16 protein-coding genes are annotated in these 25805 nt (G+C 74.4%); 12 read left to right on the top strand and 4 right to left on the bottom strand.

Going from position 1 to position 25805, the window contains the following annotated elements; translation table 11 throughout:
• Nucleotides 1–150: 150 nt before the first annotated feature.
• The 3 genes from JNW98_RS10120 to JNW98_RS10110 all read left to right on the top strand — a co-directional run bounded on the left by JNW98_RS10120 (nt 151) and on the right by JNW98_RS10110 (nt 6444).
• Nucleotides 151–954 carry a MinD/ParA family ATP-binding protein gene (locus tag JNW98_RS10120; protein WP_308015545.1) on the top strand — a complete coding sequence of 268 codons (804 nt, stop codon included), beginning with the start codon at nt 151–153 and terminating at the stop codon, nt 952–954.
• Nucleotides 951–4940: a type VII secretion protein EccCa gene (gene eccCa, locus JNW98_RS10115; RefSeq protein ID WP_223767802.1), complete on the top strand. Its 3990-nt coding sequence runs from the start codon at nt 951–953 to the stop codon at nt 4938–4940. Before JNW98_RS10120 ends, eccCa begins: the two co-directional genes overlap by 4 nt.
• A 76-nt stretch (nt 4941–5016) precedes the next feature.
• On the top strand, nt 5017–6444 hold the full coding sequence (locus JNW98_RS10110) for a DUF6177 family protein (protein WP_223767801.1): 1428 nt from the start codon (nt 5017–5019) through the stop codon (nt 6442–6444).
• Here the strand turns inward: JNW98_RS10110 and JNW98_RS10105 are convergent.
• Entirely contained in the window at nt 6434–8161 is a 1728-nt protein-coding gene (locus tag JNW98_RS10105; protein ID WP_223767800.1) for a TIGR03767 family metallophosphoesterase, read from the bottom strand. The genes JNW98_RS10110 and JNW98_RS10105 overlap by 11 nt on opposite strands.
• Nucleotides 8162–8669: 508 nt before the next feature.
• Between JNW98_RS10105 and JNW98_RS10100 the strand changes: the two genes are divergently transcribed.
• The 3 genes from JNW98_RS10100 (at nt 8670) to JNW98_RS10090 (ending at nt 12757) form a co-directional block, all read left to right on the top strand.
• Complete coding sequence (locus JNW98_RS10100; RefSeq protein ID WP_223767799.1) at nt 8670–11999, top strand: S8 family serine peptidase; 3330 nt, start codon at nt 8670–8672, stop codon at nt 11997–11999.
• 138 nt (nt 12000–12137) lie between these two features.
• Entirely contained in the window at nt 12138–12500 is a 363-nt protein-coding gene (locus JNW98_RS10095; protein WP_223767798.1) for a hypothetical protein, read from the top strand.
• Complete coding sequence (locus JNW98_RS10090; protein ID WP_223767797.1) at nt 12497–12757, top strand: hypothetical protein; 261 nt, start codon at nt 12497–12499, stop codon at nt 12755–12757. Before JNW98_RS10095 ends, JNW98_RS10090 begins: the two co-directional genes overlap by 4 nt.
• A 2-nt stretch (nt 12758–12759) precedes the next feature.
• Here the strand turns inward: JNW98_RS10090 and JNW98_RS10085 are convergent, their stop codons facing one another.
• Entirely contained in the window at nt 12760–13002 is a 243-nt protein-coding gene (locus JNW98_RS10085; RefSeq protein ID WP_223767796.1) for a hypothetical protein, read from the bottom strand.
• A 277-nt stretch (nt 13003–13279) separates the two neighbouring features.
• Here JNW98_RS10085 and JNW98_RS10080 point away from each other — a divergent pair, with 277 nt between their 5' ends.
• From JNW98_RS10080 to JNW98_RS10060, 5 genes are all read left to right on the top strand, one after another.
• Nucleotides 13280–14308 carry an aspartate-semialdehyde dehydrogenase gene (locus JNW98_RS10080; RefSeq protein WP_223767795.1) on the top strand — a complete coding sequence of 343 codons (1029 nt, stop codon included), beginning with the start codon at nt 13280–13282 and terminating at the stop codon, nt 14306–14308.
• A gap of 115 nt (nt 14309–14423) precedes the next feature.
• Nucleotides 14424–18014: a TerD family protein gene (locus JNW98_RS10075; protein ID WP_223767794.1), complete on the top strand. Its 3591-nt coding sequence runs from the start codon at nt 14424–14426 to the stop codon at nt 18012–18014.
• 27 nt (nt 18015–18041) lie between these two features.
• Nucleotides 18042–20615, top strand: coding sequence for an aminopeptidase N (pepN, locus tag JNW98_RS10070; RefSeq protein ID WP_223767793.1), 2574 nt, complete (start codon nt 18042–18044; stop codon nt 20613–20615).
• Between the two features lie 24 nt (nt 20616–20639).
• Nucleotides 20640–21608: a DUF3592 domain-containing protein gene (locus JNW98_RS10065; protein ID WP_223767792.1), complete on the top strand. Its 969-nt coding sequence runs from the start codon at nt 20640–20642 to the stop codon at nt 21606–21608.
• A 54-nt stretch (nt 21609–21662) separates the two neighbouring features.
• A complete protein-coding gene (locus tag JNW98_RS10060) occupies nt 21663–22541 on the top strand; it encodes a hypothetical protein (RefSeq protein ID WP_223767791.1) in 879 nt (292 codons plus the stop codon).
• Between the two features lie 163 nt (nt 22542–22704).
• Here JNW98_RS10060 and JNW98_RS10055 read toward each other — a convergent pair whose 3' ends face one another.
• Both JNW98_RS10055 and malQ read right to left on the bottom strand, forming a co-directional pair.
• On the bottom strand, nt 22705–22959 hold the full coding sequence (locus tag JNW98_RS10055; protein ID WP_263420602.1) for a hypothetical protein: 255 nt from the start codon (nt 22957–22959) through the stop codon (nt 22705–22707).
• Nucleotides 22960–22970: 11 nt separating this feature from the next.
• Nucleotides 22971–25262, bottom strand: a complete 2292-nt coding sequence (gene malQ / locus JNW98_RS10050) for a 4-alpha-glucanotransferase (RefSeq protein WP_223767789.1) — start codon at nt 25260–25262, stop codon at nt 22971–22973.
• A 321-nt stretch (nt 25263–25583) separates the two neighbouring features.
• On the opposite strand from malQ, the gene JNW98_RS10045 reads away from it, so the two are divergent.
• On the top strand, nt 25584–25805 hold a 222-nt coding region (locus tag JNW98_RS10045; protein ID WP_223767788.1), incomplete at its 3' end, for a hypothetical protein.

Raw genomic sequence — 25805 nt, 5'->3', positions numbered from 1 at the left:
CCGGCCCCGTCCGCACCCGCCCCGCCCACACCCGTCCCCACCCCCCTCCCCGCCGCCCTCCTCAGGCCCCGCCCCCGTCACGGCGACCCCGCCGCCCGCCGCGTCGCCCGTGCCCTCCGCCGTCTGACCGGCGCCTCCGTCGCCCGCGAGGTGGAGCACGCGGCCCGGACGGCGGAGGCGCTCCAGCAGCCGGTCACCACCGGACGGCAGATCGCGGTGACGGGCATCCGCGGCGGCGCGGGCAAGACCACCGTCACGGCGCTGCTCGGCCGTACCTACGCGCACTTCCGGCAGGACCCCGTGCTGATGCTGGAGGCGGACGCCGCGCTCGGCACCCTGCCCGCCCGGCTCGGCGCGCCTGGCGTGCGGTGGACCTGCGGCGACCTCGCGCGGATCGTCACCCCGTCCATGCAGCTCACCGACGTCACCGGCTACCTGGTCCAGCTGCCGGACCGGGGCTGGCTGCTGCCCGGCAGTCAGGGCCGGGTGGGCGCCCGGCTGGAGCTGGCCGAGTACCGAGCCGTGATGCTCGCCCTGCGGCGGTACTTCGGCATCACCGTCGTCGACTGCGGCTCGCTGCCCAGCGAGCTGTCCCGCACCGCGCTGGTGGCCGCCCACGCCCGGGTCCTCGTCACGCCCGCCACCGCCGAGGGCGTGGTGGCCACCCGGGCCGTCCTCGACTGGATGGCGACGCTGCGCCGCCCCGGGCTGCTGCGGCGGACGGTGGTGGTCGTGACGGAGGGAGCACCGCACACCGCCGTCGACATCCCGGTCGCCCGCGAGGCGCTGGAGCTCGACGGGGTGTCCGTCCGCGCGCTCCCCTACGACCGCCACCTCGCCGCGGGCGGCGCGATCAGGACGGAGCTGCTCGCCCGGCGCACCCACGACGAGGTGACGCGGCTCGCCGCGGACGTCCTGACCCGGTCGCTGAACAGAGGCGGGCGCCCGTCGTGACCACCCGGATCGTGCACCGTCCCGCCCGTGCCACCCGGCCCCCGGCGCCGCTTCCCGAACGGGTCGTGGAGCCGCCGCCGAACCTCCCGGAGGGCAAGGTCGGCGGGGCGCTGCACTCGTTGATGCCGGTGGCGGGCGTCATGAGCTCGGTCGTCATGATGACGGTCGTCCGCAACAGCCAGTTCGCGGCGATCGGCGCCCTGGTGCTCGTCGTCACCGTCGTCGGCTCGGTGGGACTGCTGCTGTCGCAGCGCGGGAAGGCCCAGCGCACCCGGCGGCGGCAGCGCGAGCGGTACCTGGAGTACCTGGAGGGGCTCCGCGAGGAGCTCGTCGCCGAGGAGCGCGCGCACCGGGCCGCCGCCCGGCTGCTCGACCCGGACCCGGCCGCCCTCCACGACCTGGTGCGCGACCCGGCGCGGCTGTGGGAGCGGCGGCGCGCGGACCCGGACTTCCTGCGGGTGCGCATGGGCACCGGGCGGATGCCGGTGCGCACGCTCGTGATCGGCAGTGCGGGAGGCGGCGTCCTGACGCCCCCGGACCCGTTCATGCTCAACGAGGCGGGCGCGCTCGCCCACCGCTTCGGGACCGCCGCGGACCTCCCGCTCACCGTGCCCCTGGACCGGGCCGGCAACGTCAGTGTCGTCGGGGAGCGCCGGGACGTCCTCCGCGTCGCCCGCGCGCTGCTCGTCCAGACGGCCGCGGCGCACGCGCCGGACGACGTCGCCGTGGCGCTGGCCTGTCCCCCGGACCGGCTGCCGGACTGGGAGTGGCTCAAGTGGCTGCCCCACGTGCTCGATCCGGACACCCGGGACGGTCCCGTCCCCGCCCGCCGGATCGCGTCCGGCCTCCCGGAGCTCGGCCGGCTCCTCGGGCCCGGGCTGCGCGACCGCACGGCGTACGCCGCCGAGGCCCGGCGCGGCCTCCTCTCGGGCGCGGATGCCCGGAACCTGCTGGGCCGGATGCTCGTCGTCAGCGACGGCCACGGCACGGACGCCACGGAACTCCCCCGTCCTGACGAGGCGTTGTCGCTCGGCGAGCTGGGCGTCACCGTCCTGCATCTGGTGGGCGAGCGGGTGCGGGAGCCGGGCGAGGTCGCGCTGCGCATCACGGTGACCGGTGACCACGTACAGGTGGAGGACCTCCGGACGCCGCAGGCGCCCGCCGGCGCCGGCAGCGCCGACCGGGTGTCCGCCGCCGAGGCCGAGGGGCTCGCCCGGGCCCTGGCCCCGGTCCGGCTGTCCGCCGAGTCCGTCGCCGACGCGCCGCTGGCCGGGACCGTCGACTTCGCCGGTCTGCTGGGCCTGGACGATCCGGCCGCCCTCGACCCGCACACGCTGTGGCGGCCGCGCGGCGAACGGGCCTTCCTGCGCGTGCCCATCGGGGTCGACGACGCCGGCGAGCCGGTGCTGCTCGACCTCAAGGAGTCGTCGGAGTACGGCATGGGCCCGCACGGGCTCTGCGTGGGGGCGACGGGTTCGGGCAAGAGCGAGCTGCTGCGCACCCTGGTGCTCGGGCTGGTCTCCTCCCACCCGCCGGAGGACCTGGCCCTGGTCCTGGTCGACTACAAGGGCGGCGCCACCTTCGCGCCGTTCGCGGAACTCCCGCACGTCGCCGGCGTCATCACCAACCTGGAGCACCGCGCGGGGCTGGTGGAGCGGGTCCACACCTCGCTCGCCGGCGAGGTGCGCCGCCGCCAGCAGGTGCTGCGGGACGCGGGCAACCTCGCCGACATCGGCCACTACCGGGCGCTGCGGGCCTCCCGGCCCGGTCTGGAGCCGATGCCGCACCTGTTCGTGATCATCGACGAGTTCGGTGAACTCCTCACGGAGCGGCCGGACTTCGGCGACCTCTTCCTCTCCATCGGCCGGATCGGCCGGTCCATCGGCATCCACCTGCTGCTCTCCAGCCAGCGCATCGAGAGCGGCAAGCTGAAGGGGCTGGAGACCTACCTCTCCTACCGGCTGGGCCTGCGCACGTTCTCCGCCGAGGAGAGCCGTACGGTGCTGGACACCCCCGACGCCTTCCGGCTGCCGCCCCTCCCCGGATTCGGCTACCTCAAGGTCGACACCAGCGTGTACCGGCGGTTCAAGGCGGGCTTCGTCTCGGGCCCGTACCGGGGCCCGGCCGTCCGCGACGCCGACGACACCGGCCCGGTGGTCCTCCCCTACCCCGCCGTCAGCGCCCCCGAGCCGCCGGCGGCCACGCCGGGCGCGCCGCCGGAACGCCACCGGGCGCCCGGCCCCACACCGCTGTCGGTCCTGGTGGACCGCCTCAAGGACGCCGCACCGCCCACCCGCGCCGTCTGGCTGCCGCCCCTGCCGCGCGCCGTGACCCTCGACGCCTGCGCTCCCCTGCGCACCGACGGCCGCGGGCTCCGCCTGGACGCCGGCGAGGGGCCGATGCGGGTGCCGCTCGGGCTGCTCGACGACCCGGCCCGGCAGTGGCAGGGCCGGTGGGTCCTCGACCTGACGGTCTCCGGCGGGCACGCCGCCGTCATCGGCGGCCCGCAGTCCGGAAAGACCACGCTGCTGCGCTCGCTGGTGCTGTCCCTGGCCCTGACGCACACCCCACGCGAGGTCGCGGTGTACGGGCTCGACCTGGCCGGCGGCGGTCTCGCACCGCTCGCCGGGCTGCCCCACGTGGGCGGCGTGACCGGGCGTGCGGACGCCGAGCGGGTCGCCCGTACGGTCGAGGAGGTGCGCGGCATGCTCGACGAGCGGGCGGACCTCTTCCGGGAGCACGGGATCGACTCGGTGGAGCACCTGCGCGAACTCCGCTCCCGGGGCGGGCTGCCCGAGCTGTCCTCCACCGAGGTCGTGCTGGTCGTCGACGGCTTCGGCGCGCTGCGGGACGGCGTCGGCGGCGGGTTCGGCGGCGGCTTCGACGCGCTGGAGGACGCGGTGGCCGACATCCTCAAGCGCGGCGGCGGCTACGGCGTGCACGTCGTCGCGTCGATGCTCCGCTGGAACGACGTGCGCATCGCCACCCAGGCGGCCTTCGGCACCCGCGTCGAGCTGCGCCTGAACGACCCGGGCGACAGCGGCGTGGACCGGAAGCTCGCCGCCGCCCTCGCCCCGGACGAGCCGGGCCGGGTGCTCACCGACGGCAAGCTCTACGCCCAGACCGCGCTGCCCCGCGTCGACGCGCTGGCCACGACGGCGGGCCTGGCGCCGGCCGTCGGGCAGGCGGCGGCCGCGATCCGGGCGGCGTGGCCGGGTGAGGGGGTGCGGCCGGTGCGCGTACTCCCCACCCGCCTCCCCGCGGCGGACCTGCCCTCCCCCGCGGAGGAGCCGCTCCGCATACCCTTCGGGGTCGACCAGGCGGGGCTGCGCCCGGTCTCCCTCGACCTGTTCGGGCACGACCAGCACCTGCTCGTCCTCGGCGACGGCGAGTGCGGGAAGACGAACCTGCTGCGGCTGGTCGCCCAGGGGCTGATGGCGCGCCGGAGCGACGAGGAGATCGTCTTCGCGCTGATGGACCCTCGCCGCGGTCTGCACGCCCTCGTCCCGGAGCCCTACCGCGGCGGGTACGCGACGAACTCCCGCGTCTGTGAGGGTCTTTCGTCCGTCGTCGCCACCGAGCTGGAGAAGCGGATGCCGGACGGGAGCCGGCCGTCGGGGCCCGTCGGCCGGCATCCCGGGCCGAAGATCGTCGTGCTCGTGGACGACTACGACGCCCTCGCGGCGGCGGGGCAGCAGCCGCTGGCGCCGTTCCTGCCGTTCGTCCCGGCGGCCGGGGACATCGGCCTGCACTTCGTCGTCACCCGGCGTGTGGCCGGTGCCTCCCGCGCGCTGTACGAGCCGTTCCTGATGGCCCTCCGGGAGAGCGGCGCGACGGCCCTGGTGATGACCGGCGACCGGCAGGAGGGGCAGCTGTTCCCCGGGGTGTACGCCGCGCCTCAGCCCCCGGGGCGGGGCTTCCTCGTGCGGCGGGGCGCGGCGGCGCGGCTGGTGCAGACGGCACTGGCGGACGGAGAACCCGCGTGACGACGGCTTTGACGACGGCTTTGACGACGGCTTTGGCAACGGCTTTGGCAACGGCTTTGGCGGACGGAGAACCCGCGTGACGACGGACGTGATCGCGCTCACCGAGGGGATGCCGGACCCCTGGAGCATCATGGCCGCCCTGCTGGCCGGCGGCCCCGAGCCCGGGGTGCGGACGGCTGGGCAGGGGGCGGTGCTCCAGCTCTGCGACCGGGACGGCGCCCCGCTGGTCTCGGTGGAGGCACCGCTGCGGATGGGGGTGCGAGGCGAGGCCGAGCGGCTGCTCGGGGTCCCCGTGGGGAACGGCACCGGCTGGTGGACGGAGATCCGGGCCGCCACGGGCGTCCCCGGGGCTGAGCGGCTGGCGCGCGCGGTGGCGGGCCGGCTCACCGATCTGCTGGGCGGCGCGGTGTGGCCGCCGGGCGCGTCCGGGGACGTCCCTGAAGCCGGCGGCCTCGTCGACGTCTCGGACGTCACCGCCGCGGAGCCTCCCGGGCTCCCGGCCGTCGACGTGCTCACCGGGCAGGCCGCCGTGATCCTCCAGGACCGTCCGCTGATCGCCATGACCAGCCGGCTGTCCGAGGCGCTGCGCACCTCGGCGGACGCGGACCGGGGCCTCCAGATCGTCACCCCGGGCCACAGCCGGCTCTCCCTCCCCACCCGTTCACTCCTCACCGGTCCGCCGACCCGCTGGGTGGTACGGGACGAGCGGTGCGGCTACTACGACGGGCTGTCCGGGGCGGTGCTCGGCTGGCGGGACGGCACGTTCGCCCCCGTCGCCGACGCCCACGGGAGGGCCCTGGTCGCCGACGCGTTCCGGCAGGTCGACCGGAGCGGTGAGCGGCAGCTCGTGGTCGCGTTCCGCACCTGCCTGCCCGCCTCCGAGGACCTGGTCCTGGGCGGTGCCGTCGAGGCCGCCTGGCGGACCCTGACCGGCGCGCCGCCCGCGGGCTGGGGCTCCGCCGAGCCGGCCGGCCTCCCGTGGTCCCGCGAGGAGGCGACCTCCCTGGCGCGGCACCGCAGCCCGCGCCCCACCTGGTGCGTCGTGGTGGGCGCGCCGGACCGCCCGGCCGTCGCCACGGTGCGGGTGGACCGCACGCGGGAGGGTGTCGCGGAGGACGTGACCCTGGCCCTCGGATACGCGCCGGGCGAGCGGACGCCGGTGGAGGCGCTGCCGGAGCTCGCCGACACCCTGGCGTCCCGGCATGGTCTGCGCTCCCTCGTCTGCCACCTGCGCCCGGCCCGCCGCGACCTGAGCGTGCCGCCGCGCTTCGAGGCCCCGCCCGTGCCCCTCGCCTACGCGCTCGGCCCCGACGGCGTCCGGGACAACGGGGGGCTCGCGCACGCCGCGGGTGCGCCGACGGCCGGCTCCCCGCTCCGCGTCGGCCCGCCCGGGCGGCCCGGCCTGTACTACCCGCTGGGCGACGGGTCGTCGCACGGGGACGGGTGGGCCGCCCTGGAGCGGCTGACGCGGCACCTGCGGGGAGCCGGACGCGTCACCGCCTGAGCAGCAACTCCGTGTTGCGGTCCGTCGGTTCGCCGACGAGGGTGCGGTCGGCGCCCGGGGCGTTGTAGGCGAGTTCGCGGTAGAGGGCGGCGAGGCCCGTCTGGGAGAGGTCGTGGTAGTCGGTGCGGTGGGGGGCCGCGGACTCGACGAGGGTGGTGTAGAGGGAGATCGTGCCGTCGCGGTTGTCGGTGATCTCGATGACGCGGGCGAGCTGCGGGTAGTCGACGTGGGAGGCGGTGGCGATCTCCCAGAAGGTGCCGCGGGGGCGGATGCGGTTGCGGTGGCTGTGGCCGTTGATCCAGGCGAGGACGTTCTTGTGGCTCTGGAGGAGGGCGATCACCTCGTCGCCGCCGTGCCGCTGTTCCTTGGGGCGGGCGGGGTCGGGGACGGTGTTGTTCATGCTCCAGCTGGGGTGGTGGCTGAAGATCAGGGCGTACTCGTTCCTGTGCGCCTTGAGGGTGCGGTCCAGCCAGTCGAGCTGGGCGGTGCCGAGAGAGCCCTGGTAGTGGCCGCCGGGGTCGGTGGAGTCGAGGCTGATGCCGACGACCCGGTCGGAGACGCGGAAGCTGTAGTAGAGGGTGCCGGAGTCGAGGTTGTCCTTGGTGTAGCCGTGGCCGACCGGGCCGCGGCCGGCGAACCGGCGCTCCAGGTGCAGGCCGACGTACTGACGCTGCGTCAGCGGGACGCGCCGGGCGTCCGGAGTGACGCCGCGGAGCTCCTTCTTGTGCTTGCGCAGCAGTTCCTCTATGCGCTTGCCCTTGGGGTCGGCGCCGTGCAGCTCGCCGTCCATCAGCCACTTGGCCTCGTCGGCGGAGACGGTGTAGAGCTTCTTGCCGCCCACGGCGACGTCGGAGATGAACGAGCCGGCGGCCGGGTAGCAGCCACCGGAGAGCAGGTCGTGGTTGCCGAAGGTGGAGTACCACGGGATGTTGAGGCCGGGGCTGTTGACGCTGCGCATGGCGGCGTTGAGGTAGCCGGGGATGCGCGGGTAGCCGACGGCCTTGTCCTGGTCGCGGAGGGAGCTCTCGGGGTGCCAGTAGAGCTTGAGGCCGCTGTTCTGGACGCCCTCGTAGCGGCGCGGGTCGCCGGTGTTGGGGTTCATCCGGCCGCCGCTGAGGGCGGTGAGGAACCACTCGGCCTCGATCTTGGCGTTCTCGTCGCCGTTGTCACCGGTGGTGATGACGAAGCGGAGCGGGGTGCCGGTGGCCGGGCCGCGGCGCAGCTTGTTGACGCGCTCGACGAGGGAGACGACGCCGGGCAGGGTCAGCGCCTCGTGCGGCCGCCAGGCGCCCTCGCCGCCGGCGCGGAAGAACTCGTAGCGGAGCGGGTGTTGGACGTCCGTCAGATGCAAGTCGGTGAACTGCACGAACGACGCGATCGTGGTACGCCGTTTGGTGCGGTCGGCGCGCGCCGCGGCCAGCTCTGTGCGGACGACGCGGGGCCAGCCGGGGCCGTCGCCCAGCCGCTTGTACGCGCCGGTGCCGCGCGGGGTGGCGACCGAGGCCAGCGTGGTGCCGGCGCCCGTGGGGGCCGCCGTCGCGGTCTCGGTGCCGGCCGCGCCGCCGTCGGGGAGCGCGCCTGGGCTCTGGAGGGCGGGCTCGTCGGCGGCGGCTGAGCCGGCGGGGCCCAGGGCGAGGCCGGTACCGACGGCGCCGGCGGCGGCCAGGAACCCGCGGCGGTCGAAGTGCGAGGCTGATCTGCCGGATCTGCTGTGCATGGCGGTCTCCCCGAGTGCGAACGCGAATGCGAGCGGAGGTGCAGGCGGTCTGCGGCTGCTGTCACCGAGGATCGTTGGCAGCGCGGATGGCCTGGGCGTGAACAGGGCGGCAACGGTCGCCGCCGATCACCTCACATCGATCTTGGCTACTGCAACCGACATAGAGGACTCGTCCCCTGGAACGCTGAGCCTCACTCAGCGTTCACCCGCCAGGGAACGCGCCCCGGAAAACCCTATGGCCCCGCCGTTCCCGGTGTACTCCGTTTGCCCTGAATGGCTGAACCGTGGACCCCCGTCTCTCGTCCCTCAGGCGAACCCTCCGCAAACGGTTCGCGGCCTCCGTCCCGCTTCCTCCCGCTGTGCCCGCTGGCGGGTTTACGCCATCCATATTTTCCCGCCCTGGCAACTCTCCCCAAAAGCCCGTCACTTCCATAAAAGTGAGCCCCCATCCGGTTCCGATATCCGGACCTGCCGTCGGCAGCCGTTCACTCACCAGCCAGGGATGTCCATGACCACCCCCACATCTCGCCATGCCTCCCGCGGCGGCGCGAGACGCGCGTCCCGAATAGCCGTCGCCGCCGCCGCGGCGGTGGCACTCGCCGCCACGGGCGCGGCCCCCGCCTTCGCCGACGGGCCGCAGCCGCCGGCCGGTACCCCGGCCCCGGGTCCGGTCAAGCCGGCCGACCCCGCGAAGGACAAGCTCGGCTCGCACGGCGCGGACCTGCTGGCCAAGGCCAAGTCCGCGGGCGAGCGGACCGTCACGATGATGATCGCCACCGCTCCGGGCCAGACGGAGCAGATCGCCGGGAAGCTCGACTCCGTCCAGGGCGCCTCGGTGGGCAAGGAGTACGACAAGCTCGGCTACGTCCGGGCGACCGTCCCCACCGCCAAGGCCGACGCCGTGATCGCCGAGGCCCAGAAGCTGTCGTCGGTGCACGGCATCGACCTCAAGCAGGAGATCAAGCTGCCCGACCCGACGCCGCGCGGTGACGCGGTGGCGGGCGCCAAGGGGCCGAAGAGCCGCTCCTACCCGGCGCCCGACAAGCGGACTCCGGCCAAGAACCCGTACCAGCCGGCCTTCGAGACCGGTGCCGTGGACTTCGTCGAGGACCACCCCAAGGCCGACGGCCGGGGCGTCACCATCGGCATCCTGGACTCCGGCATCGACCTGGGCCACCCCGCGCTGCAGAAGACCACCACCGGCGAGCGCAAGATCGTCGACTGGGTGACGTCCACCGACCCGCTGGCGGACGACGACGGCACCTGGCTGCCGATGACGCGGGACGCGGCCGGCCCCTCGTTCTCCTTCAACGGCCGTACGTACTCCGCCCCGGCGGGCTCGTACCAGGTGTCGCTGTTCCGCGAGAGCGCGACCGCCGGCGGCGACATGAAGGGCGACCTCAACCGGGACGGCGACACCACCGACTCCTGGGCCGTCCTCTACGACAAGGCCAAGGGCACCGTCCGCGTCGACCTCGACGACGACGGCGACTTCCGGAACGACGCCGAGATGAAGCCGTACAAGGACGGCTACCAGGTCGGCTACTTCGGCAAGGACGACCCGAAGACCGCCATCGCCGAGCGCATCCCGTTCGTCGTGCAGGTCCGCAAGGACGTCCCGATGGACCCCAAGGGCGGCGACTGGGCCGGCAAGAAGGCCGACTTCGTCAACATCGGCGTCATCGAGTCCGAGCACGGCACGCACGTCGCGGGCATCACCGCGGCCAACGGCCTGTTCGGCGGGAAGATGAACGGCGCCGCCCCCGGCGCGAAGCTCGTCTCCTCGCGCGCCTGCACCTGGAGCGGCGGCTGCACCAACGTCGCGCTCACCGAGGGCATGATCGACCTGGTCGTGAACCGCGGCGTCGACATCGTCAACATGTCGATCGGCGGCCTGCCGGCGCTCAACGACGGCAACAACGCCCGCTCGGAGCTCTACACGCGCCTCATCGACACCTACGGCGTCCAGCTCGTCATCTCGGCGGGCAACAGCGGCCCCGGCACCAACACCATCGGCGACCCGGCCCTGGCCGACAAGGTCCTCAACGTCGGCGCGTCCGTCTCCAAGGAGACCTGGGCCGCCAACTACGGGTCCGAGGTGCGGACCAAGTACGCGATGATGCCGTTCTCCTCCCGCGGCCCGCGCGAGGACGGCGGCTTCGCCCCGATCATCACCGCCCCCGGCGCGTCGATCAACACCACGCCGACCTGGGAGCCGGGCGCGCCCGTCGCCGAGTCCGGCTACGAACTGCCGCCGGGCTACGGGATGCTCCAGGGCACCTCGATGGCCGCCCCGCAGGCCACCGGCGCCACGGCGCTGCTGATCTCGGCCGCCAAGCAGAAGGGGACCAAGCTCGCCCCCGCCGACCTGCGCACGGCCCTCACCAGCACCGCGAAGAAGATCAAGGGCTTCCAGGCGTACGAGCAGGGCTCCGGCCTGATCGACATCAACGAGGCGTGGGAGGCGCTGCGCCACAAGGCCACCGCGCACGAGTACGCCGTGAAGGCCCCGGTCTCCACCGCCCTGTCGGGCTCCCTGAAGACCCCCGGCTTCGGCACCGGCGTCTACGACCGCGAGGGCGGCCTCAAGGCCGGCCAGTCGAAGACGTACGACGTCACCGTCACCCGCACCTCCGGCCCGGCCAAGGACGTCTGGCACGAGCTGAAGTGGCGCAACAACGACGGAACGTTCAAGCTGGCGAGCCGTGACGAGGTCCGGCTGCCGCTGAACAAGCCCGTCACCGTCAAGGTCACGGCGAAGCCGAAGTCGGCGGGCATCCACAGCGCGATCCTCACCGTGGACGACGACCGCACCGAGGGCGTCGACAAGCAGATCATGACGACGGTGGTCGCCGCGGAGCCGCTGGCCGCCCCCGCCTACCGGGTCGCGAAGAGCGGTACGGCCCAGCGCAACTCCAGCACGTCGTACTTCGTCACCGTGCCCAAGGGCGCCAAGACGCTGGAGATCGCGATGAGCGGTCTGGCGAAGGACAGCCAGACCCGGTTCATCGCCATCAACTCCTACGGCGTGCCGGTCGACCCGACCTCCACGATCAACTGCTACCCCAACTACAACAACCCGGCCAACACCTGCCGCCCGGACGTGCGCTCGTACGCCAACCCGCTGCCGGGCGTCTGGGAGATCGAGGTCGAGTCGCGGCGCACCTCGCCGCTGCTGGACAACCCGTACTCGGTGACCGCCACCGTGCTGGGCGCGTCCTTCGACCCGGCCGTGCAGACGGTGAAGGAGGCGAAGGTCGGCACGCCGGCCGCCGTCACCTGGAAGGCGACCAACAACTTCGCCCAGCTCGACGGCAAGCTCCAGGGCGGCCGCCTCGGCTCGTCCAAGGTCGCCCGCCAGGAGATCGCCAAGGGTCAGAAGCAGGTCACCAAGGTCACCCTCGGTGAGGGCGTCACCCGCTTCGAGGCGTCCATCGGCCGCGCGGCCGACCCCAAGGCCGACCTCGACCTGGTCGTCTCCAAGGACGGCAAGCCGGTCGGCTCCTCCACCAGCGGCGGCTCCGACGAGCAGGTCGTCCTGACCAAGCCGGCCGCCGGCGAGTACACGATCGAGGTCGTCGGCTACGAGGTGCCCTCCGGCACCACCGCCTACGACTACCGGGACGTCTACTTCGCCCCCTCCCTGGGCGAGGTCAAGGTCCCGGCCGGCCAGACCGTCAAGCTCGGCAACGGTGAGTCCGCCCAGGTCACGGCCGACGTCGTGGTCGCCGGGGCGGCCCCCGAGGGCCGCACCTTCTCCGGCGAGGTCCAGCTCGTCAACGAGCGCGGCACGGTCGCGGGCAGCGGCAGCGTGACGATCGAGAAAGTCGTCTCCTGACCGGTTCCTGATGGATCGAGAAGGGGAGGGCGTCCGGTTTCCGGGCGCCCGCCCTGCTCTTTCCGGTCGCACAGGTACCGTCGGGAATCGGTACGGCAGACTGATGTGACGCGTGGACGTCGAAGGAGATTCAGCCTCGTGAGCGCAGACCCCGCACACCACCGCGACCCGGACGAACCGCTCTTCCCCATGCCTCCGCTCACCGAGGCGGCCCTCCGCGTGGCGGTCGCCAGAGTCGACCTGAGCGCCGCCGTCCGTTTCGAGCAGGAGTTCCACGCCGCCTGGCAGGAGGCCGTCCAGACGGACAGCACCGTGCCCATGCACACCTTCCTGCACCGCTGGGGGGTGTTCGTCGCCCTGCGCCGGATCCCTTCCCGCGCCGCTCGGCTGGACGAACTGGAAAGGGCGGTCGGCAGGGCCCCTACGCTCGAGGAAGCGCGAGCCGCGTCGACGGAGATCGCGGCGCTGCTGGACATGGCGGCCCGCGAGGCGGCGGAGTGAGCGACTGGACCTGGGAGTACCTGCCCGATGCCGAGCATGTCGTCGGCGGCCTGGACCCCGTGCTGCGCCGCGACGTGGAAAAGCTCGCCGCGCGACTGGCGGACGCGGCCTCGGTCAGGTACCTGGGCGACCCGCCGTCCCACGAGTCCGGTGTCTCTCGGCTCCTGGACCACGCCGAGGGCCGCCTGATGATGTGGTACCAGGAACACCGACGGCAGTCGACGATCCTCGTCGTGCGCATCGCGCACCTGGGGTGAGGTCACGCCGTCTCCCGGGCAGCGGCGAGTGCCCGGGCCAGGCCGGCCCGAGCAGCGGCGAGCTCCTCGCTGGAGAATCCGGGCTCCGCCCCTTCGGGAGCGGGCATAGCCCCGGTCCGGGCGATGTCGGCGTCGATCGCCGCGAAACGCTCCCGGGCGCGCTGTGCCACGGCCTCGTCGGAACCGAGCCACGGATGGCGCTCCAGCGCCTCGGAACGCACCTCACACCACGACCGTCCCCTCATTTCCCGCCTCCCATATGCCGGCGCTCCGGACATTCCGCGGTTTCCCGTCTGTTCGGCGGAACGTACGGCCTGCCTCGTCTCCGCGTACCTGTTACGGCGACCGGTCACTCGCCGGAGTGACGGCCGGAAACCGTTCCGGCACGCCCGCGTCGTCCCACCCTCCGGACAATGGATTGGACTTTCGGGCCCCCCGCTCCCGCATGATGGAACCGCGCCTACCGGGCCCACCGTCCCCGGAAGTGACGCATGTGGCCTATATGAGCAATGGGAGCCCCCTGTGAGAGTCGGAATCGTCGGAGCCACCGGACAGGTCGGCGGAGTCATGCGCAAGATCCTCGCCGAGCGCGACTTCCCGGTGACGGAGCTGCGCCTGTTCGCGTCGGCGCGGTCCGCCGGGTCCACGATCACCTGGCAGGGCACGGACGTCACCGTCGAGGACGCGGCCACGGCCGACTACACCGGGCTGGACATCGTCCTCTTCTCGGCCGGCGGCGCCACCTCCAAGGCGCTCGCCGAGAAGGTCGCCGGGCAGGGCGCCGTCGTGATCGACAACTCCTCCGCCTGGCGCCGCGACCCCGAGGTGCCGCTCGTCGTCTCCGAGGTCAACCCGCACGCCATCGCCGACCGGCCCAAGGGCATCATCGCCAACCCGAACTGCACCACGATGGCCGCGATGCCGGCCCTGAAGGTGCTGCACCGCGAGGCCGGGCTGCGCAGCCTCGTCGCCACCACCTACCAAGCCGTCTCCGGCTCCGGCCTGGCCGGCGTCGCCGAGCTCGACGGGCAGCTGCGCAAGGTCGCCGACCGCGCGACGGAGCTGACGCACGACGGCGAGGCCGTCGAGTTCCCCGAGCCCGGCGTCTACAAGCGGCCCATCGCCTTCAACGTGCTGCCGATGGCCGGCTCGATCGTCGACGACGGCCTGTTCGAGACCGACGAGGAGCAGAAGCTCCGCCACGAGTCCCGCAAGATCCTGGAGATCCCCGACCTCAAGGTCTCCGGCACCTGCGTCCGCGTCCCGGTCTTCACCGGCCACTCGGTGCAGGTCAACGCCTCCTTCGCCGGTCCGCTGAGCGTCGAGCGCGCCTACGAGCTGCTCGCCGACGCCCCCGGCGTCGAGCTGTCCGAGATCCCGACCCCGCTCCAGGCTGCGGGCAAGGACGTCACCTACGTCGGCCGCGTGCGCGTCGACGAGACGGTCGAGCACGGCCTCGCCTTCTTCGTCGCCGGCGACAACCTGCGCAAGGGCGCTGCCCTGAACGCGGTGCAGATCGCGGAGCTGGTGGCCGCGGAGCTGCGCGGCTGAGCCGCTTCGGGTCGTACGGGGCGGGGTCCTTCGGGCCCCGCCCTTCCGCATGCGCGGGGGCTCCCCGGGCCTAATTCGAGTCGCACTGTCCGACCCCCGTGGCAGAGTGCCGTTCATGAACCGGATAGCCAGAGGCGAACATCTGACCGTCCCGGCCGAGCCCCTGCACGCGGCGGTCACCTGGACCGCCGTGCCCGCACTCCCGGACGCCGGGGCCCTCACCGTCGCCGCCCTGCTCCTCGACGCGCGCGGAACGCTCCGCTCCGACGTCGACCTCGTCTCCTCCCAGCACGCCGGGCACCCCTCGGGTGCCGTGCTCCACCTGGGCACCTCGGAGGGCGAGGCGGGCCTGGTGGCCGAGTGGCTGGTGGTCGACCCCGCGCTGATCGAGCCGGACGTGACACGAATCGTCGTGGCCGCCGCCACGAAGGGCCGCGCCCTCGGCCGCGTCCCCGGCCTCGGCCTGGCCGTCACGACGGCCGGCGGCGACCCCGTCGCCCACGTCGCCGTGGAGGACGGCGTGCGCTTCGACGACGACGGGCGGGGCGGGGCGGGTTCCCGCGGCTCCGACGAGCTCGGAGAGCTCCCGGGCCCCGGGCCGGACGCGGAGAACGCGGGGGACGTGGGGGGCACCGCCGTGGCGACCGCCACCGCCGCCGTCTTCGGCGAGTTCCGGCGGCAGGACGACGGCGGCTGGCGGTTCGCGGCCGTCCTGAGGGGATACGCCTCCGGCCTCGGCGGCGTGGTCGAGGCCCACCGCGCGGGGGCGGCGGGGAGCCCGGGCGACGGGACCCCGGCGGACACCGGGACGTACGGGAACGGCGTCGCCCTCGGGGGCGGCGAGGCGTACGCGGCGGGTATGACCGGCGACCCCCTGGCACCGGCTGATCACCGGTTCGCGGCGGAGGCCGGGGGGCACGCGCCGGGTGCGGAGCCGGCGTACCGGGCGGAGGCGGGGAGCTACACGCCCGAGACCGACGGCCCGCTTTCCGGCCCGGGGGTCGGGATCGGCACGACAGCGCTGGAGGGCCCGGACAGCCGCGGCCCTGGGGCCGAACCGCTGTACCGGGCGGACGCGGGAGCCTACGTGCCCCAGGCCGACGGTCCCCTGCCGGACGCCGGGCCCGGCATCGGCACGACGGTGCCGGACGGCCTCGGGGATCACGTCCAGGGAGCAGAAGTGGCGTACCGGACGGACGCGGGGGTCCACCCGCCGCAGGCCGACGGACCGCTTTCCGGCGCGGGGGCCGGGGTTGGTGCGACAGGGCCGGAAGGCCCGGGCAGCCGCGGCCGCGGGGCCGAGCCGCCGTACCCGACGGACGCGGGGGCCCACGCGCCCCAGGCCGACGGACCGCTGTCCGGCGCGCGGCCCGGGATTGGCGCGACGGCGCCGGAAGCCGTCGGTCCTCCGGCCGGGGACGGGGTCCTGCCGACGGACGGCGGGTCGGGCCACGGCCGGCAGGGCGGCGGGCCGGGCGTGCTCGCGTACGAGGGGCACGGCACCGCCGGTCCCGTCCCCGCTCCCCCGGCGCGTGTGCCGGCGATGCCCTCCTACGCTCCGGACGTGCCCGGGGCCGGTGCGCCCGCTCAGGGCCAGGGCACGGCCGGTCAGGGTGCCGCCGGTGGCGTCGCCCTCGGGTACGAGGCCGAGGTCGCGGCGGGGGTGCCGTTCGAGCCCGTTCTGAGGCCGCCCGTTCCCGGGGCCGGTCCGGAGTCGCCGTTCGGCGGTGCGCCGGGGGTGGAGCGGGAACGGCCGGTCGCCGATCCGCCGACCGTCGGCCTCGCCGTCGTCGTACCGCCCGCGCGGGAGGTTCCGCTCGCGGAGGAGCGGGCCGTGGTCGGGCGGGTCACCAACCGTCCGGTCTCGGCCGAGCCGGGCGTCGGAGGGCCGGGGGCGGAGGCGGAGGCTCCGGTGGACGGCTTCCCGTCCGACGGCCGCACGGACGCCGGCCGCACGGACGACGTTCAGCCGCTCGCCGACCCGCTGCTCGCCGACGGCCCGGCCGGAGCGGTACGGGACCGGATTACACCGCCCGCGAGCGGCGGAACCCCGGCCGCGGAAGCCGTCCCCCTCACCGACCTCGCTCCGGCCGCCGAGGCCGCGGAGCCCGCCTCCGCGACCGCCTTCGCCCCGTGGGAGCGAACCGGCAACGGTGACGAGGACGTCGTCCTCGAAGGCCCGCTACCCGACGGCCCGGTGTTGGTGGAGTTCGCCAGTCCCGGGGGGCCGGCGGCCGTCGAGGCCGTGGAGGTGCTGGAGACGGCCGACGGGGAGCAGCGGACGGCGAGTCCGCTCATGGCGGGGACGGGCCGGTTCCGCGGGCGGGCGGTGTTCGCGCCGCGCGCCGGCCGGGCGCCGAGGCTGCGGGTGACGGCGCGACGGCAGTGGAGCCTGACGTTCCTGCCGCTCGCCGAGGCCCGCCTCCTGGAACCGGCAGGCACGCTCCAGGGCACCGGCCCCGACGTGCTCCGCTACTCCGGTCCCGCCGCCGACCTGCGGGTCAACCACACGGGCGGCCGGGCCGACCGCGGCAGCCTCACCCTGCGCGCCGTCTACCCCGGCGGCGACCCCGCCGACCGCGACGGCGCCGACCTGCTCGCCCAGGGGCGGGGCGCGCTCATCGACGTGACGCCCGTCGCGGGCCCCTGCCTGCTGCTCGTCGACGCCGACGGCCCCTGGTCGCTCGCCGCCCTGCCGGACGCCGTGCCCGAGCCGGAGCCCGCGGACGGGGTGCTCGCCGAGTACGCGGGCCAGGGGCGGAACCTGGAGGTCGTCGAGATCGCCCACCCGTGCCCCGGCTCGCCGGTGATCCTGGAGTACGACCTGGAGGGCTCCGACTTCTTCGCGGTCACCGAGATCGACCCCTACGGCGACACGCGCGAGCTGATCTCCAAGGACGAGGGGTTCCAGGGACGCCGCCTCCTCTTCACCGGCCTCACGAAGGGCGCGGAGGCCACCCGGCTGGAGCTCGGTGCCCTCACGCGCTGGCGCTTCCGCCTCCGTCCGCTCTCCGCGGCCCGCCCGCTGACCGACGAGGCGCCGGCCGGCGGAGTCACCGGCACCGGCTGCGACGTCCTCGTCCACCACGGCCCGCCGGCGGCGCTCACGCTGACCACGGCGGAGGCGGGGCCCGTGCACGTCACGAGCCTGGAGGCCGGCGGGCTGGCCCGCGTCCGGGTGACCCGCGCGCACACCCCACGCCCGGCGCACGGCCCACTGCGCGCGACCCCCAACGTCCCCAGCGCTCCCGGTACCCCCGGTACCCCCGGTGCCCCCGGTACCCCCACGTACGTCCTCGTCACCGCCGCGGAGGACCAGTCCTGGAAGCTGACGCTCCGCCCGCCGGAGGAGATACGGGCGTTCGGCCCCGGAGTCGCCGGCACCGGTGTCGAAGGGCACGGCCATGACGTCGTCCGCTGGACCGGCGCGCCCGGGCCCGTCCGGTTCGACTACGACTTCGACGACGGCGAGCCGCTCCTCGACGAGATCCCCCGCCCGGAGCTGTGGGCGCTCGACGAGCACCTGTCGCCGCTGTACCGGGTCGCCGCCGGGATCGGCGTCCACCACGTCCCCACCGGCTGCCTCCAGGTCCGCGCGCACCGGGCCTGGCGGCTCACGGCGGACGGCTCGTGGCAGGACTCACGGCAGGGCTCACGGCAGGCGCCCGACGCCGCCGCCGTGGAAGGATGGCCGGGAACGTCATGACACGCGTGATGCGAAGGAGATGGCCAGGTGCCAGGCACGAATCTGACCCGCGAAGAGGCCGAGCGGCGGGCCACGCTGCTGACGGTGGAGGCGTACGAGATCGACCTCGACCTCTCCGGCGCGCAGGAGGGCGGGACCTTCCGCTCTGAGACGGTCGTGCGGTTCGACTCCGCCGAGGCCGGCGCCGAGACGTTCATCGACCTGGTGGCCCCCACCGTGCACGAGGTCGTGCTCAACGGCGAGGCGCTGGACCCGGCCGAGGTCTTCGCGGACAGCCGGATCGCCCTGCCGTCGCTGCACGGCGGGCAGAACGAGCTGCGCGTCGTCGCCGACTGCGCGTACACCAACACCGGTGAGGGCCTGCACCGGTTCGTGGACCCGGTGGACGACCAGGCGTACCTGTACACGCAGTTCGAGGTGCCGGACGCCCGCCGCGTCTTCGCCTCGTTCGAGCAGCCGGACCTGAAGGCGACGTTCCGGTTCACCGTCAAGGCCCCCGAGGGCTGGACGGTCATCTCCAACTCGCCCACGCCGGAGGTCCCGGCGGACCGGATCTGGCGCTTCGAGCCGACCCCGCGCATCTCCACGTACATCACCGCGCTGATCGCCGGCCCGTACCACAGCGTGCACAGCACCTACGAGAAGGACGGCCGGACGGTCCCCCTGGGCATCTACTGCCGGCCGTCGCTCGCCGAGTACCTGGACGCGGACGCCATCTTCGACGTCACGCGGCAGGGCTTCGACTGGTTCCAGGAGAAGTTCGACTACCACTACCCCTTCGCCAAGTACGACCAGCTGTTCGTGCCGGAGTTCAACGCGGGCGCGATGGAGAACGCGGGCGCGGTCACCATCCGCGACCAGTACGTCTTCCGGTCGAAGGTGACGGACGCGGCGTACGAGGTGCGGGCCGAGACGATCCTGCACGAGCTGGCGCACATGTGGTTCGGCGACCTCGTCACCATGAAGTGGTGGAACGACCTGTGGCTGAACGAGTCGTTCGCCACCTACACGTCGGTCGCCTGCCAGGCCGCCGCCCCCGGTTCCAAGTGGCCCCACTCCTGGACCACGTTCGCCAACTCCATGAAGACCTGGGCCTACCGGCAGGACCAGCTGCCCTCCACCCACCCGATCATGGCCGAGATCCGCGACCTGGACGACGTCCTCGTCAACTTCGACGGCATCACCTACGCCAAGGGCGCCTCGGTGCTCAAGCAACTGGTGGCGTACGTCGGCGAGGACAAGTTCTTCCAGGGCGTGCAGGCGTACTTCAAGACCCACGCCTACGGCAACACCCGCCTCTCCGACCTCCTCGGCGCCCTGGAGCTGATGAGCGGCCGCGACCTGAAGACCTGGTCGAAGGCGTGGCTGGAGACGGCCGGCATCAACGTCCTGCGCCCCGAGATCAGCACGGACGACAACGGCGTCATCACCTCCTTCGCCGTCCGCCAGGAGGCCACCCCGCTGCCCGAGGGCGCGCAGGGCGAGCCGACGCTGCGCCCGCACCGGATCGCGATCGGCGCGTACGACCTGAAGGACGGCAAGCTGGTCCGCACCGAGCGGATCGAGCTGGACGTGGACGGCGAGCTCACCGCGGTCCCCGCCCTCGTCGGGCAGCGGCGCCCGGCCGTCGTCCTGCTCAACGACGACGACCTGTCGTACGCGAAGGTGCGCCTCGACGCGGAGTCGCTGGGCGTCGTCACCGCCCACCTCGGCGACTTCGCCGAGTCGCTGCCGCGCGCGCTGTGCTGGGCCTCCGCCTGGGACATGACCCGCGACGGCGAGCTGGCCACCCGCGACTACCTGGAGCTGGTGCTCTCGGGCATCGCCAAAGAGTCGGACATCGGCGTCGTCCAGTCGCTCCAGCGGCAGGTCAAGCTGGCCCTCGACCTGTACGCGGCACCGGACTGGCGCGAGACCGGCCTCCGGAAGTGGACGGACGCGGCGCTGGAGCAGCTCCGCGCGGCCGAGCCGGGCAGCGACCACCAGCTCGCCTGGGCCCGCGCCTTCGCCGCCACCGCCCGCACTGACGAGCACCTGGACTTCCTGGCCGGTCTGCTGGAGGGCAGCGAGCTCGTCGCCGGCCTCGCCGTCGACACCGACCTGCGCTGGGACCTGCTCACCCGCCTCGCCATCACCGGCCGCGCCGACGAGAAGGCCATCGCCGCCGAGCTCGACCGCGACCGCACCTCGGCCGGCGAGCAGCACGCGGCGGCGGCCCGCTCGGCCCGTCCGACCGCCGAGGCCAAGGCGGAGGCGTGGGCGTCGGTCGTCGAGTCCGACCGGCTCACCAACGCCGTCCAGGAGGCCGTGATCAGCGGCTTCGTCGTCGCCGACCAGCGCGAGCTGCTGGCGCCCTACGCGGCGAAGTACTTCTCCGTCGTCAAGGGCATCTGGGAGACCCGCAGCCACGAGGTCGCCCAGCAGATCGCCGTCGGCCTCTACCCCGCGCTCCAGATCTCCCAGGAGACCCTGGACACGACGGACGCCTGGCTGGCCTCCGCCGAGCCGAGCGCGGGTCTGCGCCGGCTCGTCCTTGAGTCCCGCGCGGGCGTCGAGCGGGCCCTGAAGGCCCAGGCGGCGGACGCGGCGGCGGCCGTCTGACCCACGCGGCTCTAGGGTGCTCGGATGTCCGAAGAAACGGCGACGACCGAGCACCCCAGGGCCGCCCTCCCCGCCGGGGGCACCACGGCTCTCCTGTACGACACCGCCGTCGTACTGGTCCGGACGCGGACGCGCCGCCACGTCCCGTTCGAGGCGATCGAGCGCGTCGGCGTTCCCGGTGTTCCCGGCGTTTCCGGCGTTCCCGGCGTTCCCGGCCCGGGCGGCCGCACCCTGCGGATCGAGCTCACCGCACCCCACGCCGCGGGCGAGGTCATCACGCTGCGGTCCGACGACGCGGACGCTCTCCGGGCCTTCGCCACCGCCCTCGCGTCCTCCCTGCCGCCCCGCACGCCGCACCAGGCGCGGCGGGACGGTCGGCGGCTGACGAGCACGGAGAGGATCGGTCGCGGCCCGGCGCGCGCGGTGCGGGCGGTGCGGGCGGCGGCCGGTGGGAGCCTGACGCTCCGGTTCCTGGTGGTCCTCTACGTGGCCGCCCTCCCCGTCGTCTTCCTGGCCTCGGAGGACCTGGGCCGCTCCCTCGCCTCCTTCACCGCCCTCGCCGACTGGCTCCGCGCGGGCGTGTTCCTGCTCCCCGGCCTGGTGCTCGCCCGCCTGACGGCGTCCACCGCCTACACCGCCTGCCTCCTGCGCTTCCGGAGTGTCGCCGCCACCGGCACCCTCACCGCCGTCCACCGAGGCGACGACCCCGACGACGCCGATCAACCGGCCGTGTACCACTACACGTTCACGGACCGGGAGGGCACCGACCACCACCACGAGAGCCACGGCTGGCCCCTGTCCGCGGACGGCCGGACGACACCGATCCGCTACGACCCCCGGGCGCCGGAACGGAGTTACACCCCCGGCGACCGAATCAGCTTCCCCGCACACGCCGCCGTCGGAGCCCTCAGCCTGGTACTGCTCGGGCTCGGCTTGTACTTCGCGGTGCCGGTCGCGCTTGAGGCGGTGCGGGTGATGCGGCGGGACTGGTGAGGCCCTGCCAAACGTCCCTGGCCTGACGGCCGGGAGCGCCCTACTGTGAGCGCTGTGACGGACGAGTCGGCCATAGCCGTTCCTCCCGCCCTGGTGCTGCGCGGCTGGGGCACCCGTGTGCAACTGGACCCGCAGGGTGTGCTGCTGGACCGCCGGGGCACCCGCACCACCATCCCGCCGGCCGCCGTCGAGCGCGTGCGGAGCGCCGGGCCCGGAGGCCGCACCCTACGGATCGTCCTCACCTCGCCGAGCGGCGACGGCGGCCGGACGTACGCGGTGCGGTGCCGCAGCGCGACGGCGGTACGGGCCTTCGCGGCGGGCTTCGAGGCCGCGCTACCGGTCCGGGACCGGGAGGCGCGACGGATCGACGGGCGCTCCCTCGTCCGCACGGCCCCGGTCCCGACGGCAGGGCGACGGCCGCTCTCCCGCACGGCGCGGATCAGGTGGGCGTCGGTGGCGCTCTACGTGACCGGGCTCGTGTACATCATCGCGGTCGCGCGGGATCCGGCTTTGCCGGTCTTCCTCTGGGCGATCGCTCCGCTGCCCCTCTTGCCGTCCCTGATCTGCCTGAAGGCGATCGGTGGTTACGCCCGCGAATGCTGGGGGCTGTGGGCCCGCGGGGTGACGGTCGTCGCCGACCTGGCGGACACCCGGCTCGGAACGCAGGGATCCATGCGCTACACGTACCGGTACCGGGACGCCCACGGCGTCCAGCGCACCCACGCCGCCAACGACGCCCCCTGGCCGACTGACTCCAAGACGGCGGAGCTCACCTACGACGCGGCGCACCCGAACCGCATCAGAGTCCGGAAAGCCAGGCGGCACGCGGTCATGCTGGGCGCCTTCGTCTCCCTCGGCCTGACGGTGTTCGGGGGGCTGGCTCTCCTCGGCGTCTGCTGCGCCGCGTTCGCCCTCGTCGACCCGTTGCTGTAGCACCGGCGTGAACGCCGACGGGTCGGCTGCCCGCGGCGGCCGGCAGAACGGTACGCCGAACGCCGGGCGGACCGTGGAGGGCCCGTCCGGCGTGCGTACCGATACGGCGAAGCGCGCGAGCGCGCCACGAGCGCACCCGCACCGGGCGCGCCCCCGCAAAGGACTAGCGCGACGTCCGCGGGTAGTGCGTGTCGTGCGTGCGCACGTTGTCCGAGTTGCGCGCCAGCACCATCGTCAGGCCGGTGATCACGAGGAAGAGCACGATCGGCGCGGCGACGTAGAGGCCGAGCGTGTTGATCACGCTGAGGCCGGGGCCCGGGTCGTCGCCGTCGTCGCGGGTGAGCGCGAACGCGGGGGACGACATCAGCAGCATCAGCAGCGTGCCGGCGGACACGACCCCGGCGCGCTTGGCGTTCATCTTCTTATTGCTCACGGGCTCAAAGTATCGGACCCCCGTGGACCGCGCGCGTCCGGGGTGGCCTTCGGGGGCCCGGCCGGAGGGCGGGCCGCCTGCGAGCGGATCTCGTCCATCAGGGCGTGCAGCCGGGGCGAGGCGGCCAGGTCCTCCAGGGAGAGCGGCCGGCCGGCGGGGTCGGCGACGGGCAGCCGCCAGTTCGGGTACTCGTTCCAGGTGCCGGGCAGGTTCTGCGGCCGCCGGTCGCCGACCGCGTCGGGCAGCCAGACGCCGACCATCCGCGCGGGGGTGCGCAGCAGGAAGCGGTGGACGGCCCGGACGGCGGCCTCCTCGTCGCCGGGCCCCTCGGGCAGCAGCCCGAGCCGGCCGAAGAGGGCAAGCCACTCGGCGACGCCCTTCGCGTCCTCGCGCTGTTCGACGGCGAGCGGGCGGCGCAGCAGGCCCAGCCGGTGGCGGAGGGCGACGTGGTCGCCGGTGAGGCGGGCGGCCGTGCTGGGCAGGTCGTGGGTGGTGGCGGTGGCGAGGCAGCCCGCGCGCCAGCGCCCGGGCGGCAGCGGCTCGGCCCGGCGGGCGCCGCGCGACCAGTCGCGTTCGAACCAGAGGACGGACGTGCCGAGCACACCGCGCTCGGCCAGTGCCTCACGGACGCCCGGTTCGACGGTGCCCAGGTCCTCGCCGATGACGGCGGCCCCGGCGCGGTGCGCCTCCACGGCGAGGACGCCGAGCATGGCGTCGGCGTCGTACCTGACGTACGTCCCCTGCCCCGGCTCGCGCCCCTCGGGCACCCACCACAGCCGGAACAGCCCCATCACGTGGTCGATCCGCAGCGCGCCCGCGTGCCGGAGCAGCCCGCGCAGCAGGTCGCGGTAAGGGGCGTAGCCGGTGGCGCGCAGGGCGTCGGGGCGCCAGGGCGGCAGGCCCCAGTCCTGGCCGCGGGAGTTGAACGCGTCGGGGGGCGCGCCGACGGACATCCCGGCGGCGAGCGACTCCTGCTGCGCCCACGCGTCGGAGCCGCCGGGGTGCACGCCCACCGCCAGGTCGTGGACGAGCCCCACGCGCATCCCGGCGTCGCGCGCGGCGCGCTGGGCGGTCGCGAGCTGACGGTCGGTGAGCCAGGCGAGCCAGCAGTGGAAGTCGACGCGGTCGAGGAGCTCGCTCCGGGCCCTGGCGGTGCGGGCGGACCTGGGGTCCTTGAGGCCGCCGGGCCAGGAGTGCCAGTCGGGGCCGTGCGCCTCGGCGAGGGCGCACCAGGTGGCGTGGTCGTCGAGCGCCTGCCCCTGCTCGGCGAGGAACTCGCAGTACGAGGCGCGCCGTCCGGGGCCGAGCGGGACCGCGCGGACGAGTTCCAGGGCGCGCAGTTTCAGGGCGCGGACGGCGTCGAGGTCGATGGGCTCGCCCCGGCGGAGGACGGCCGCGTTCAGCTCCGCCGCCGCCGCGAGCAGCCGCTGCCCCTCCTCCCGTGCGGGCCCGTCGAGCCGCCCGAACTCGGTGATCTCCTCGACGCGCAGGTGCACCGGGTCGGGGAAGCGGCGGGAGGACGGCCGGTACGGGGACGGGTCGGCGGGCTGCCCGGGGGTGCCGGGGACGCCCGCGTGCAACGGGTTGACCTGGAGGAAGTCGGTGCCGAAGGCCCGGCCCGACCAGGCGGCGAGCTCGGCCAGGTCGCCGAGGTCGCCCATGCCCCAGGAGCGGGCGGACAGCAGGGAGTAGAGCTGGACGAGGAAGCCGTGGCAGCGCTCGGGCGGCTGCGGCACCCGCTCGGGGGCGACGATCAGCGGGGCGGCGGCCGAGCGCCCGTCGGGCGTCCGGGCGCGGAGCAGGTGGGTGCCGAGCGGCAGCGGCTCGTCCCAGGCGTCCCCCGCGTCCCAGGTCAGGGACTGCCCGTCGGACGTCTCGACGCGGAGGGCGGTGCCGTCGGGCAGGCCCGGAAAGTCCGACGGGTCCGGCTGGCCCGGCTGGCCCGGCTGCTCCGTCCGACCCGGCTGCGCGGCCCGACCTGGCTGGCCCATCCGGCCCATCCGGCCCGTCCGGCCCTGCGGCAGCCACGGCCGGGCGGACCCGCGCAGGACGACGGCCGGGGGCAGCAGCCGGTTGCGTTCGGCGCGGGCGTGGGCGTCCAGGGCGTCGCGCACGGCCCGCGGGGTGGACGCGTCGACGCCGAGCGCGGCGAGGACGGCGACCACCGTGTCCTCCGGGACCGGGACGCTCTGCCCGGGGGCGGGTTCGTAGGACGTGGCCACACCGTGCAGCACGGCGAGGCGCGCGCGGTCAGCGCCTGCCTCGATACGGCCCTCCACGCGGTCCATGCCTGCCTCCAGAGGACGGCGGGGACGGCTCCGCGCGGCCGGCGCCGGGAGCGCACGGCGGTCGGCGCGGTGCTCCCCGGTGACGGCCGGGACCATGTCAGCTTACTTACCGTGTCCGCACCCTGACGGGGCTTTGGCACATTCCGGCCGCTCCGGCCGCTCCCACCGAACGCCTCGACACACCTCGGCCCGCCCGCTCCACAACCCCCGGTCCGGGCATTACCGGCAGTTCGGTCAGCTGCGTTGACACGTTCCGCCCCTGGTGATGGGCTCAGCGCTCACATCACCACCACGACGTACGGCAGCGGGGCGAGGAGAAGCGTGCGGTTCCAGGGCGACGACCCCTCGTGCGGCGATCAGGGCTCCGAACAGCGCGTTCGGGGTGCCGCCCGGCCCATGGGCCGGCCCGGCCTGGCCCTCGGCACCGGCCGGTTCGGCGGTCCGTCCGGCGGCTCGTCAGGCCGCTCGTCAGGCGCTCCGTCCGGCGGCTCGTTCGCCGTCCGGCCGCGCCGCGCCGGGGTGACCGTGCTGGCCGCCGCGCTG

Source organism: Streptomyces huiliensis (assembly GCF_020037025.1).
GTDB lineage: Bacteria > Actinomycetota > Actinomycetes > Streptomycetales > Streptomycetaceae > Streptomyces > Streptomyces huiliensis.
The sequence above is the reverse complement of the archived record's forward strand: the minus strand, read 5'-3'. Positions and strand labels throughout refer to the sequence as shown.